Below are 12,580 nucleotides of genomic sequence, written 5' to 3'. Positions count from 1 at the left end.
CGACGAGCCCCCTCTAGAATTCCCGCTGTGCAGCTTCGATGCACGCGGGGGCATGCGCCCCCAGCCGCAAACGCAAAAGAAGGGAAACATTCCATGGCAACTGCGAAGACAACCGCCAAGGCCGCTGCGCCTGCGAAGAAGACCGCGAGGGCCTTTGCTCCCGCAAAGAAGACCGCCCGGGCCGATGCGCCTGCGGCGAAGGCCGCCGCGCCCATCAAGCCCATCAAGGACGCGCTCAACAAGACCGCGCTGGTCAATCACATCGCCGCGCAGGCCGACGTGGACGCCAAGTCGGTCAAGGCGGTCCTGGCCGCGCTCGAAACGGCCGTCCTCGGCTCGGTCGACAAGAAGGGCGTGGGCACCTTCACGCTGCCCGGCCTGCTCAAGCTGGACGTGGTGAAGGTGCCGGCCAAGAAGAAGCGCTTCGGCAAGGATCCGTTCACCGGCGAGGAGCGCTGGTTCCCGCCCAAGCCGGCATCGGTGAAGATCAAGGCCCGCGCGCTCAAGAAGCTCAAGGACGCCGCCCTCTGACCCCGTCCGGGTCCGGGCGCGCGTCCGGATCCGGAACCGGTTGCGGGTCCGCGCGGCTGCGCAACCGGGTCGCCGCGGTTGCGCAATCGCGCGAACCCTCGCGGCGACATCGGGCAGGGAGCCGGCGCCTGTTCGCATCGCCAGCAGCCTGTCTCCCGCTCCATCCATTGCCGGGGCACCCGGCAGTCCTTCCGCAACCACGCGGAAATTCGAGGTCTCATCCGAGCGCTGCCGCGTCGGAGGCGATGCCGCTGCAGGCGGATCGCACCGCAACGAGGCCCGTGACGTAGTCCATGGGTGGGAGCCTCGCCCGGCCCCGCACACCACTGGCACTTGCGTGCCCGGCGCACCTGCCGGCCCGTCCACATGCTGCCGCCACGAACCCGGGTCGGGGACAATACGCGCTTTGTCCGTCTTGCTTTCCGTGTCTGCTCCCGTCTCCTTCTCCGTTCTGTTGCTGCTAGATGCCCCCCATGGCAGCCTGGCCGAGATCGAGCTGACGCGCGCGGACCTGCCGGTCGGCACGCGCAGCCACTGGCTCTGGATCGAGGAGAGAACCGTCACGGAGCTGCAGGCCATCGGCACGGGAACGCCGTCAAGGAAGGCATTCGACCGTGCGGTCCTGGCCCTGGACGGCGAGCGGGCCGAACTAATCTGGCCGAGCGGCCTGTGCGACGCGCTCAAGGTCGACCCCGGGCGCATGCTGCGTCCCGAGTTCCTGCGGCTCGTGCATCAGCACGTGAACTGAGAAGCCCGCGCGCCCCGCTGCGCGCGCTGGCGCATCAGTTCGGCATAGCGAGCGCTGACGGCCGCGCCGTCGAGACAATCCACCGCGATACCGACCGCCCGCGCCACACGTCGGCGCACCGAGGCGAGGTGGCGGGCCTCGGCGGGCGTCGGCATGCACACCGGCCAGCCCGCTTCATAGAGCAGGTGCGGGGGAATCTCGGCTTCCGCGGCCTGCCGCGCCGCGGCCCGCTCCTTGGCCTCGGCGACCCCGGCCCACAGCGGCGCGTCGAGCAGGTCGGGGGCCACGTCGCCCAGCCAGCCGCCCGGCTGGAACGAGAACGTGCTGCGCGCCTCCAGCGCCACCAGTTCCCGGTAGACGGCGGCGTTGTCCCCGCAGCGCGATGCGGCGCCCAGGTCGCTGCGCGAGGCCAGCACGCAGAAGGCGCAGGACACGCGGCTGCTGCCGTAGATGCGGTAGGCCTCGTGCAGCACGCCGCCGTGCAGGCTGATGTAGTCGAGCACGTCGCGGCGCGGCCAATGGATGATGGCGTTCCAGGTCAGGCCCAGGCCGCGCGCGCGGGTCAGCGCCGCATCGCGCTTGGCGACCGGCTGGCGCGACCGCGCGGCGCTCTCCTCCCAGCGCAGCCCGAGCGCGGAGACTACGGGGCCGACAGGGTGCCGTGCGCGGATTGCCCTGGCGATGATCTGCGTCTTCATCTCCGAGGTATTAGGGCGACCGAATCTGCTTTGTGTGAACAACCTCCCTGAACCCCCTTGATCCAAGAGGGGCGCGGGGCTGTTGACACTCACAGAGCAGGACATGGTTGCCTGGCGTTATGGGGTACTTTGACCCATCTGTTAACTCCGAAAGCGATCACCTTGATTCCCAGATTCCGAGCATCCCCTTCAAGACAACTCCAATCCCACCATCGCATCCGCACCATCCTGTTCAGCACCGGCGAGCGCATGCCCGCGCTGGTGTCGGCGAACACCGGCATGCCGGTGTTCGCCGCCTGCGTCTATGCCATGACGGAGGTTCGCCCGCGCAGTGGCTCTCCCGCGACCATCGAACAGGCCCTGCGAGGGGTCCAGTTCCTCCTCGCGTTTGAAGACCTCCGCGGCATTGACCTGCAGAATCGTTTCGCCAACGCTCGGTTCCTCGACTTGCACGAGTTGGATGACCTCGCCGCGCTGGCGTATCTGCCACTTCGCAGTGGCGGAACCGATCGCAAAGAAGAGGCCCCTCTGGCGCGAGCAACGCCAGCCACGGTCGCCGTCAGCACGGCCGCCATCCGGCTGCAATACTGCCGCGCCTATCTGTCGTGGCTGGGTCAGGCCGCTGCCTCACAAACGTGCGCCACCCTCGAACAGCGGGCGAACTACATGGTGATGCTGCGCGAGTTCCTTGCGCGGCTGACCGCCCGCGCACCTTCGGCGCGCTCCAGCAGGCATCGGGTCGGCCTGGACGCGCAGGCCAGAGCACTTCTGCTCCATGCCATCGACCCCGCATCGGCGGAGAACCCTTGGTCGACCGCGTTCCTGCGCGACCGCAACCGGCTGCTGGCTCTCTGGGGTCTTGGCACCGGCCTGCGGCGTGGGGAACTGCTGGGCCTGCGGATACGCAGCATCGACTTTCGCCGCAACCTGGCCGACGTCGTGCGTCGGCCCGATGACAAGACCGATCCCCGGATGGCCCAGCCGAACACCAAGACGCGCGAGCGCAGCATCGGCATCAGCGAGGAACTGGCTTACCTGACGCACCAGCACATCGTGCAGCACCGCGCCAGGATCGCTGGCGCGCTCCGGCACGACTTCCTGTTCGTCACCGCCACAGGCGATCCGTTGTCGCTGTCTGCCGTGACAAAGATCTTCCAGGGGTTGCGACGGCACCATCCCCAGCTTGGTGATGCGTTCTCCTCCCATGTACTGCGGCACACCTGGAACGAGGATTTCTCTGAGATCGCCGACCGCGCCGGGATGACGCCGGGCGACGAGCGCCGGGCACGCAACCACGCCATGGGATGGTCCGAATCCTCGCGCAGCGCAGAAACCTACCTGCACCGCCGCACCCGCCGCCTGGCAGTGCAGGCCTCGGTGGAGATCCAGCGCAAGGTATTGGGCGAGGAGGTGTCTCGCGATGCCTGAACAACCCATCCGCACCTCGACCAGGTCCTGCAACCGCACGATGTCGCGGACGCTCGACGGCTACCTGTTCGATCCCGCCGACGACATCTGGAAGATTCCGACGGCCGGAGGAATCGCTTCCTTCAACTTCGACAACCTGCCCGGGGCGTCAACCCGGCTGCGGCAGTGCATCAAGGACGTGTGCGCCGCCTTGCTGGTCTCGATCTCACCATCGCGTGCCGCCCAGGCGCTGTCGGCATACCGGAGGCTGCTTCGCCACGCAGCGCCGCCACACCCCCTCGACGCCATCGCCTTGAACGACGTGGTTCGGTACGGTGAATCCCTCGAAGTACGACAGCGCTACCGGCTGCGCCGGCTCAAGGAACACCTGCTGCTGTGGGTGGAACTGGGAACCCCGGGGCTGGACGTCGACCTCCATCGTGCCTTGCCCCGGCTGGTCACGCAGACGCATGAGGTCGGCAATGCCGTGCGCATGATGGACGTGGACGCCGGCCCGCTGACCGACATCGAGTACGAGGGTGTCACCACGGCCATGCGGCGCGAGTTCGCTGCCGGCCACCTTGGCCTGGCCGACTACACCCTCCTGACCTTGGCCGTGACCCTGGGCACCCGGCCGTTGCAACTCGCAGCGATGAAGTGCAAGGATTTCAGCGCGACACAGCGGCAGGACGGCAGCAGCATCTTCATCCTGCAGGTCACCCGCCTCAAGCAAGGCAAGGGCATCCGTCCCCGAACGCTGTTCAGGCCGCGCGAGCTGTCCAGCGGCCTCGGCGCCCTGGTGCAGGCGCAATGCAAGGCAGCGGCGGACTGGGCACAGCGACACGGGCTGCCTGTGGGCGAGGCGCCCATCTTCCCCTCGGCGCAGTTCACCAGAACCCCGCATATGGCCGAGATCGGGCTGCTCGGCCACTTCACCGGCCGGGGCGTCAGCGACAAGCTCTGTCGGCTGTTCCAGAAACTGGAAGTGGTCTCCCATCGCACGGGGAAACCTCTGGTGATGTCGCCCATCCGCCTGAGACGCACGCTCGGCACCCGGGCGGCGGCCGAAGGATGCTCGGCGCCCGTCATCGCGGACCTGCTGGATCACAGTTGGTTCGATTCCAGCCTGGTCTATGTCGAAACGCGGTCGGCCATGATCGAGCGCATCGACAAGGCACTTGCGTTGCAGATCGCTCCGCTTGCCCAGGCCTTCGCCGGCACCCTGGCAGTGCGCGACGACAGTAGCGAGGGACGGCTCGTTCACCACGTGTCGGCCGAAGCGTTCGACGCGATCGGCCGGTGCGGCAAGCACGACTTCTGCCGTCTCGCTGCGCCACTGGCCTGCTACACCTGCTCGTACTTCCACCCCTGGATCGACGCCCCTCATGAGGCGCTGCTCGATGGCCTGCTCAGCGAGCGGTCGGCGCTGGCGACATCGACCGACCTTCGCGTCGCCTCCGTGAACGACCTGACGATCCTTGCGGTGGCCGAGGTGGTCCAGCGTTGCCGGGACTCTCAGCATGAACGGGAGGCCGCATGACCACCGTGACCCGACTGAAACCCAGGGCATTGCGCGATGCGCAGGCCAAGCTGGACGCCTTCATCGCCAACGCTCGGAACGAACTCACGGCCTTCGGGAAGGACCTGGAGTTCGATTCGGATTGCTGGGACGTGACCGAGCACTACCTGGCCCAGGGGGACCGGCGGGCCAAGCAGGCCCGCGTGCGCTTCTTCTTCATCAAGGTGCCCGGCGCCGGCGGGCAAACACTGTCGCCCAAGGTTCGCGCGCTGGCCAAGGCCTACGTGCGAAGCGAGCTGGCCCAGCGCTCGGCAAGCGCGGCGCTGCGGGCGGTGCAGGCGTTCCACGTACTCGGCATTGCCATGAGGAAGCAGCGGCTCGCCTCCGCAGCAGAGATCGACCGGACCACCTTCGACGCCGCCGTGACTGCCATGGACGACGGCCGCGGCGATGCATCCCTCGACGGGATCGGCTTCCGCCTCGGGCAGATCGCCCGGTTTCTGGAAGACCGGATGCTGTGCGCCCACACGACCGGCACCTGGCGCTACGCGATGCGCCGGGGCAGTACCTACGGTCGCATCGGCGAAGCCTTCGAGGCCCGCAAGCGCAGGCTGATGCCTGCCCCCGCAGCCCTGGACGCCCTGGCGCGCGCATTCCATCTGGCATCCGACCCGAGGGACGTGCTCATCACGTCCGTGGCGGCCATCCTGTGCGCCGCGCCGGAGCGCTTCAACGAGGTGCTGGCCTTGCCTGCGGACTGCGAGGTGGACGTTCCGGGCGATGGCGAGGTACGACATCTTGGCCTGCGCTGGGCGGGCTCCAAAGGCTACGACGGCCACGTCAAGCTGATCCTGCCCGGGATGGCGGACGTGGTGCGCGAGGCGTTGCGCAGGATTCGCGGCCTCACGGAACACGCCCGCCACCTCGCCCGATGGTACGAGGCGAACCCGACGCGGATCTACCTGCCGCCGGAATGGGAGCACCTGCGCACGCAGGAGTTCATCGACTTCGAGGACATCGCCGATCTCCTGGGACTCGGGGGTGTGAGCAAGCGGAACCACGCGCGCACCTGGGTGCAGAGCGCGGGGCTTCCCGTCACGATGGTGGTGCGCGTGGCGGGCCACATCCCAGCGATGGTGGTTCGATTCGCTGACTTCGAGCGCCACGTCGTCCACCAGTTGCCGCCGCACTTTCCCTATGCAGACGCCAGGACCGGACTGAAGTACGGTGAGGCGCTGCTGGTCATCCCCGCGAGGTTGTTCCGAACCGGTGTCGGCAGCTCGTGCATGCTGGAGCCGCTGAAGTACCACCATGTGGGCAATGGGCTCGGCCAGAACGCCAAGGCCGGCAGTGTCACCGTGTTCCAGCGCGTCGGGCTCGACCCGAATCGCACGCTGTCCATCAAGAGCCACCAGTTCCGGCACTGGCTCAATACCCTGGCCCAGGGCGCGAATCTGTCCCAGGTGGACATCGCCAAGTGGAGCGGCCGCAGGGACATCCGTCAGAACGCGGCCTACGACCACGTCTCCAGCCAGGAGATCGTGGCACACATCCGTTCTGTGGTGGGCGATCACGCGAAAGTCATCGGCCCGCTGGCGGAGATTCCGAAGCATCTACCGGTGTCGCGCGACGAATACGCGGCGATGGCCGTGCCGACAGCGCATACAACGTTGTACGGCTTCTGCATCCATGACTTCGCCTCGGCTCCGTGCGAGATGTTCCGCAACTGCCTGGACTGCCGGGAGCACGTCTGCATCAAGGGGATCGATGGCAAGACCGAACGCGTGGCCGCCGCGTTGGAGCAGGCGTCGGCGCAACTCAGGACCGCGCAGGCCGCCGCTGCCGAGGGGGTGTACGGCGCGGCGGACTGGGTTGCCACCCACCTAGCCACCGTGGAGCGGCTGGACCAGTTGCTGACCATCTTGCGGGACCCGGCGATCGAGGACGGCGCTGTGATCCAGCTCAGCACCGGCGGAGCCGATTCCCTCTCCGAGAGCGCCGCCCGTGATCGGCTGGCCGGCGTCGACGCTCTGCGGCTCGCAGCGCCGACCGGCGCAACTTCCACCCCCTCATCCAGGAAATCCCATTCATGACACGACGTTCCCCTAACCTCACGCCAGAGCGGGTAGAGGCCATCCTGACGATGGTCCGCGCCTGGGAGGGCCGGCTGACGTGGCCGGCGCTCATCCAGGCCGCCGAAAAACGGTTTGGCTGCGCCTACACACGGCAGGCCCTGTTCAAGCACGCTCCGATCCGCATCGCGTACGACGTCTGCCGCAACGCGACTCCAGCGTCGGTGAGAGTCAAGCCGGGCCGGCCTGTATCCGCTGCCTTGCAGGCCGCGATGGATCGGGTTCATCGCCTGCAACAGGAGAACGCGGAACTCCGCAGGCGCGAGATGCTGCTGCTCGAGCAGTTCCATCGGTGGGCCTACCACGCCAGCTCGCGCGGGCTGACCCAGCACTTCCTGGATCAGCCGCTGCCACCACTGAACCGCAGGGGCAATCGCACACCTCCCCACCAACCACATCACACTGGCTCGACGTAGCTCAAGAATGATTGGCACGCCTCGTGCTCTGAACGGAGATATCACTCCTCGCAGAACCGGACCGTTCTGCGCTGCAAATGCATAGAGCTGCGTTGATCATACGCATGTCTGCGTGTAAAATACGCAGATGCGATCCATAACCATCAGCGACCTGTGCGAACTCACGGGCTACTCGCGCGACCAGATGCGCGGGCTGCTGGCTGAATTGCCACGTTTCGCGCGTAGGCATGCTGAGGCGCGGGTGGCTCGCGTGTACTCAAACCATGATGTGATGTTGGTGGTGGTGCTCTGTCGGCTGGAGACGGTGTATGGTCTTAGGAGAAGCATCGTCTCTGCTCTCTGCGAATCGATCGCTGCGAGCTTGACGGCACCGCGCAAAGTCAGCAAGCAGGCCTGCTTGATCTTGCGGGCCCACGATGCAACATGCGAATACGTCGATACAGCACCTCTGATCGACGATGGCTTGGTTGTCGCGCTGGGACCTATTTTCCTGGCCATCGACTCCTATCTACTACCGACGCCGCTGGTACAGCGAGACGTGGGACTCTCCGCCACTGGCACGCAACACAACCCCGCCACCGCAAAGGCTGTCGGACGTCAAGGACGTGTCGCGCGTGAGATGGTGCCTCGACATCGAGAGCGGTCGAACCATGGGTAATCGTCCGCCTTGGTGGGATGCTTGGCTGCGACCAGACACCGGCGCACAAGTAAAGGGGCTTGTGCGGGTACTCGGCTACCTGCCCGATGGCCGTCCACCCGAAGAAGTCGCCACCATGGAGAAGGCAGCCGAGTACGGGGCTGACGCCGTGTTCTTCGAGATTGAACAGCACGGTAGACGTGCCTCGGCGCAAGCCTTCATCTATGGCGTCAACACGTTGGCTGATGATCGGGAGTTTGCCGAGCGTCACCGCATGCTCTGGAGTTGGGGTGGCGTGCCCTTGGTGTATCGGCGTACGCCAGGATTGCTGCAGTTGTTCCGTTGTGCGCATCGTCCCGACTTTCTCACTGATGACGGGCGCATCCAGTGCAACCCAATCAAGTATCTGGATCTGGCTACGGCAATAGAGCTCGATCCCTGGTGGGATGAGGACAGTATCCGTAGCGGAACACTGTGGACGGATCCTGCAACCTGTGACCTGCTTCTGTCGAACAGCAAGGCAGCACACAAAAGCCTGTTCGATGCGTTCAAGCGGCTGAGCAGCTATCTCGACGAGAAGAACATTCTTCCGAAGCGTTTGCGTCGCCGGTTGTTGATCCTGTCGTTGCTGATTGCCTACCTAGAACAACGAGGCGTTTTCGGCGAAGGTTTTTTTGCAGCTTTTCAGCCCGATGCACAACGCTTTTTCGAGGTTTTGGGTAACGGACCGGCTCTGGTCAAGTTGCTTGCAGCCTTGGAAGACCGGTTCAACGGCAACGTGTTCACACTGGAACCGTCGGAAGTGGACAAGCTTCTGAGCACCCAGCAGTTGGAGCGCTTCGCTCGAATGATCGAAGCACGTGAGAATCAGACGGGCCAGCTGTCGCTGTGGGATCTGTATTCGTTCCGGGACTTGCCGGTCGAGTTGATCAGCCAGATCTACCAGTTGTTTGTGGAGAACGAGGACAGCTCGGTCTACACCCCTCCATTCCTAGTGCGGTTCCTGGTGGAGGAAGCCCTGAACTGGGATGCACTTGACCACATCACTTCGCACAACCAAGTGGTGCTGGATCCGTCTTGCGGCTCCGGCGTGTTCCTGGTGGAGGCCTACAAGCGCCTAGTGTTGCACTGGCGCCTGCGTCATCAGTGGCGGCGCCCGGACAAGCATGTGCTGCAGAGCTTGCTGGCTTTCGTCCATGGGGTCGATCTTGAGGAGGACGCCGTCGAACTCGCCGGTTTCAGCCTGTGCTTGGCCATGTGCGACGCCTTGCAGCCGGCACAGATCCGGCGCAGCATCAAGCTGTTCCCGAACCTGCGTCAACAGACATTGCATCATGGCTGTTTCTTTGCAGCCAAAGAGGCCGGGCAGTTGCCGGCCCGAATTGGGGCCGTCCTGGGCAATCCACCGTTCGCGTCCACACTGCAGACACCGGCCACCCAACGGGCCTATGCACGGTATCAAACCGAGCATCACAAGAAACTCCCCGACAAGCAGGCGGGCTACCTCTTTCTGCACGAGGCCAGCGAGATCATGGAGGACGGTGCAACGATCTCCATGCTGCAGCAGTACAACTTTTTGTACAACCAGAATGCGCTCGCGTTTCGGCAGCAGTACCTGGAGCGCTACTGGGTGCGCGAGATCCTGGACTTCGTTTCGGTGCGTGGCCTTTTCCAGAAGGGCGATGCCGATACCAAAGTCATTGTTGTCGTGGCGCAAAAGCGAGTCCGTCCCGACACCGCCACTTTGCTCCATGCAACGTTCCGCCGAACCGGCCGCATTGACGCCGAGCAGGGACTGGATCTGGACTACTACGACCTGCACGTCGTGCCATATCGCGTTGCACAGACGAACGACCGCCTCTGGCGTGCAAACCTCCTGGGAGGCGGTCGAACCTTGTCGCTTGTGAACCGGTTAGCACAGATGCGCACGCTGCGCCAATATGCGGAACAGCGGGATTGGGACGTTGGCGAAGGCTTCATTGTTGGCAAAAAAGTCCAGCGTAAGCGCGCGCCCCATCTAACAGGACATCCCTATCTGCCCTCCAAGGCGTTGACGACAAGCGGCATCGACGAGTCCCAGATTCAGCCCCTGAAAGACGAGTTTTTCCGCTCGGCGTATACCGAGCGACGCTTCACCCCGCCAATGTTGCTGGTGCGTGAACAGATGCACCTCGCCCACGCAGTATGGCAAGGGCACTACCTAACGTATAGCCAGCGGATGGTTGGCTTCTGCGCGCCGCAGAAGGACTTGCCAAAGCTCAACGCCATTGATCGTTGGATGAGCGCCGAAAAGCGCACTCTGCGGGCCTATTTGGCTCTGACCAGCCCCGGGCTGTTCGCTCAAAAGGCGACTGCGCTGCAGGCCGACGATATCTACTCGATTCCATACCCTGCTGACGGATCGTTCGATCTGAGCGACAACGAGCGCATCGTGGTCGACGACATCGTGGACTACCAGTCGGATCTGATACGGCTGGGGGAATCGTCGATAGCGATGCGCCAGGTCGCCGATGAAGACCTCCAGGTGTACGCGGAGGTTCTGGCGAATCAGGTCAACGCACTATACGGGTCACCCAGCTTCGGGCTGCGTGGCCAGTTCAGTTGGTCGGGTGCGGTGTGCCAAGCCTACGCGTTTGGCGACGCTCAGATCGATTGGTCAGGGGCGGAAGAACTGCGAGACCGCATCTCGGCTTTGCTGCACGCACCATCGCACCAGCACCTGGCTCTCACGCGCATCTGCCGACTGTATGACCACCGTTTCCTGTTCATACTGAAACCTGACCGTTTGCGCTACTGGATGCGCTCCGTCGGACTGCGCGATGCCGATGACATCTTGGCAGATCTGCGGGCCCAGGGCTACTAGCGAGGCGCGATGCTGGCGGACGGATCTACCTCTCACGCATTGGGCCAATTGGCCTCGGGGTTTCTTGCCGAAGGCCAATCTCGTGCCGCCATCCTGGACTTTATTCTCGGACAGCTCCCCCGCTGGCGAGACCGGCCTGATCGACCTCTACGCACCAGCGAGACGATGCTTACGTCGCAACTGTGCGCCCACCTCAACAGTGCAGCACGCAAGACTCCAGGCTGGGATTGCCTGCAATTTCGTGTGGAGGAAGCTGATGAGACACATGTCTCGCGCAAGATCGATCTCGTGGCTGCGGCTGCAGGCGATGCGCTGATCGTGCAAGGTCGGAGCTACAGTGATTTCGAGACGATTTTGCCAATTGAATGCAAGCGACTGCCCATTCCCGTCGGCTCGGGACGAGACGAGCGCGAATACGTCGTGACACGCGTTGGAGTGGGTGGAGGTATCCAACGCTACAAGGAGGGCAAGCATGGTGCTGCGCATGTTCGTGCAGCCTTGATCGCGTACGTGCAGGAACAAAGCTTCGATCATTGGCTTGCTTTGATCAGTGGCTGGATTCATGACTTACACACCAGTGGTACTCCCGGCTGGTCGGTCGCCGATGCGCTGGTAACTCATGGTCAAGACCCCACGGCCGGCATTGCGGTACATGAGTCAGTGCATAGCCGGAACAGTCTGCCTTCAATCCACTTGCGCCACCTGTGGGTGAAGATGACGCTCTAGTGTCGTGAGTTAAAAATTCATTGAATTATTTTCTGCCAATGCAGTCAGTCGTGTAGTGTGTTGCACGACGAGGTGCCCATGAGCGGAAGACCAAAGACTCCATTGGTGTTGAGCGCGACGGAGCGCGAACAACTGATCGCGCTGACCAAGCGTCGCAAGACAGCGCAGGCCCTGGCCTTGCGAGCACGCATTGTGCTGGCCTGTGCCGAGGGCCTGGAAAACAAGGTGGTGGCAGCGCGTCAACGGGTCACTCAGCAAACGGTATCGAAGTGGCGCGGTCGGTTTGTCCAGCTGCGCCTGGACGGTCTGTTTGATGCGCCGCGCCCGGGTGCGCCGCGTACGATTGACGATGCCCGAGTCGATGCCGTCATTGCCAAGACGCTGGAGTGTGTGCCCGCCGGTGCCACGCACTGGAGCACGCGCAGCATGGCGCGCGCCATGGATGTGTCACAGACGGCTGTGAGCCGAATCTGGCGGGCTTTTGGCTTGCAGCCGCACCGCCAGGAAACATTCAAACTCTCCAGTGATCCGCTGTTCGTCGAGAAGGTGCGCGACATTGTCGGCCTGTACCTGGATCCGCCGCTCAAGGCGATGGTGTTGTGCGTGGATGAGAAGAGCCAGATCCAGGCGCTGGACCGCACACAGCCGATACTACCGCTGGCACCGGGCATTGCCGAGCGGCGCACCCACGATTACATGCGCCACGGCACGACGACGCTGTTTGCGGCGCTGGACATTGCCACGGGCGAAGTGATCGGGGAGTTGCATCGGCGCCATCGCAGCGCGGAGTTCCTGCAATTTCTGCGTACCATCGAAGCCAACGTGCCTGCGGGGCTGGACGTGCATCTGGTGATGGACAACTACGGCACGCACAAGACCGCCTCAATCAGGGCATGGTTCGCC

The 12,580-nt window shown here is 64.2% G+C and carries 11 protein-coding genes; 10 read left to right on the top strand and 1 reads right to left on the bottom strand.

Annotation, left to right across the window (positions count from 1 at the left end):
* The first annotated feature begins 93 nt into the window (after positions 1–93).
* Both BV908_RS17350 and BV908_RS17345 read left to right on the top strand, forming a co-directional pair.
* Positions 94–531, top strand: a complete 438-nt coding sequence (locus tag BV908_RS17350; protein ID WP_059400426.1) for an HU family DNA-binding protein — start codon at positions 94–96, stop codon at positions 529–531.
* Between the two features lie 454 nt (positions 532–985).
* Positions 986–1,279: a hypothetical protein gene (locus BV908_RS17345; RefSeq protein WP_246867538.1), complete on the top strand. Its 294-nt coding sequence runs from the start codon at positions 986–988 to the stop codon at positions 1,277–1,279.
* On the opposite strand, the gene BV908_RS17340 is transcribed toward BV908_RS17345, so the two are convergent.
* Positions 1,264–1,977, bottom strand: a complete 714-nt coding sequence (locus BV908_RS17340) for a phosphoadenosine phosphosulfate reductase family protein (RefSeq protein WP_242455315.1) — start codon at positions 1,975–1,977, stop codon at positions 1,264–1,266. The genes BV908_RS17345 and BV908_RS17340 overlap by 16 nt on opposite strands.
* 249 nt (positions 1,978–2,226) lie before the next feature.
* Here BV908_RS17340 and BV908_RS17335 point away from each other — a divergent pair, with 249 nt between their 5' ends.
* The 8 genes from BV908_RS17335 to BV908_RS17300 all read left to right on the top strand — a co-directional run.
* On the top strand, positions 2,227–3,405 hold the full coding sequence (locus BV908_RS17335; RefSeq protein WP_059400425.1) for a tyrosine-type recombinase/integrase: 1,179 nt from the start codon (positions 2,227–2,229) through the stop codon (positions 3,403–3,405).
* The gene (locus BV908_RS17330) at positions 3,398–4,924 is read left to right on the top strand and encodes a site-specific integrase (protein WP_139222813.1); all 1,527 of its coding nucleotides are present in this window, start codon (positions 3,398–3,400) and stop codon (positions 4,922–4,924) included. The genes BV908_RS17335 and BV908_RS17330 overlap by 8 nt, the downstream gene beginning before the upstream one ends.
* Entirely contained in the window at positions 4,921–6,996 is a 2,076-nt protein-coding gene (locus tag BV908_RS17325) for a hypothetical protein (protein WP_047783153.1), read from the top strand. The genes BV908_RS17330 and BV908_RS17325 overlap by 4 nt, the downstream gene beginning before the upstream one ends.
* A complete protein-coding gene (locus tag BV908_RS17320; protein WP_047783154.1) occupies positions 6,993–7,451 on the top strand; it encodes a hypothetical protein in 459 nt (152 codons plus the stop codon). The genes BV908_RS17325 and BV908_RS17320 overlap by 4 nt, the downstream gene beginning before the upstream one ends.
* A 127-nt stretch (positions 7,452–7,578) precedes the next feature.
* A complete protein-coding gene (locus BV908_RS17315) occupies positions 7,579–8,109 on the top strand; it encodes a hypothetical protein (protein ID WP_103738758.1) in 531 nt (176 codons plus the stop codon).
* Positions 8,110–8,224: 115 nt separating this feature from the next.
* Positions 8,225–10,951 (top strand): N-6 DNA methylase, encoded by a 2,727-nt coding sequence (locus tag BV908_RS17310; RefSeq protein ID WP_053063198.1) that lies wholly within the window; start codon positions 8,225–8,227, stop codon positions 10,949–10,951.
* A 165-nt stretch (positions 10,952–11,116) separates the two neighbouring features.
* A complete protein-coding gene (locus BV908_RS22240) occupies positions 11,117–11,677 on the top strand; it encodes a hypothetical protein (protein ID WP_139222812.1) in 561 nt (186 codons plus the stop codon).
* Positions 11,678–11,755: 78 nt separating this feature from the next.
* The coding region (locus BV908_RS17300; RefSeq protein WP_103737058.1) for an IS630 family transposase at positions 11,756–12,580 on the top strand (825 nt) is incomplete at its 3' end.

Origin of the sequence: Diaphorobacter sp. LR2014-1 (assembly GCF_002916785.1) — a bacterium.
Classification (GTDB): domain Bacteria; phylum Pseudomonadota; class Gammaproteobacteria; order Burkholderiales; family Burkholderiaceae_C; genus Diaphorobacter; species Diaphorobacter nitroreducens.
Note: the sequence above shows the minus strand (reverse complement) of the source record. Positions and strands in the feature narration are given on the sequence as shown.

Excerpts from the sequence above, each read along its gene's own strand:
- BV908_RS17350 (WP_059400426.1), top strand. The coding sequence starts at position 94 with ATGGCAACTGCGAAGACAACCGCCAAGGCCGCTGCGCCTGCGAAGAAG.
- BV908_RS17340 (WP_242455315.1), bottom strand. The coding sequence starts at position 1,977 with ATGAAGACGCAGATCATCGCCAGGGCAATCCGCGCACGGCACCCTGTC.
- BV908_RS17335 (WP_059400425.1), top strand. The coding sequence starts at position 2,227 with ATGCCCGCGCTGGTGTCGGCGAACACCGGCATGCCGGTGTTCGCCGCC.
- BV908_RS17330 (WP_139222813.1), top strand. The coding sequence starts at position 3,398 with ATGCCTGAACAACCCATCCGCACCTCGACCAGGTCCTGCAACCGCACG.
- BV908_RS17325 (WP_047783153.1), top strand. The coding sequence starts at position 4,921 with ATGACCACCGTGACCCGACTGAAACCCAGGGCATTGCGCGATGCGCAG.
- BV908_RS17320 (WP_047783154.1), top strand. The coding sequence starts at position 6,993 with ATGACACGACGTTCCCCTAACCTCACGCCAGAGCGGGTAGAGGCCATC.
- BV908_RS17315 (WP_103738758.1), top strand. The coding sequence starts at position 7,579 with ATGCGATCCATAACCATCAGCGACCTGTGCGAACTCACGGGCTACTCG.
- BV908_RS17310 (WP_053063198.1), top strand. The coding sequence starts at position 8,225 with ATGGAGAAGGCAGCCGAGTACGGGGCTGACGCCGTGTTCTTCGAGATT.
- BV908_RS22240 (WP_139222812.1), top strand. The coding sequence starts at position 11,117 with ATGCTTACGTCGCAACTGTGCGCCCACCTCAACAGTGCAGCACGCAAG.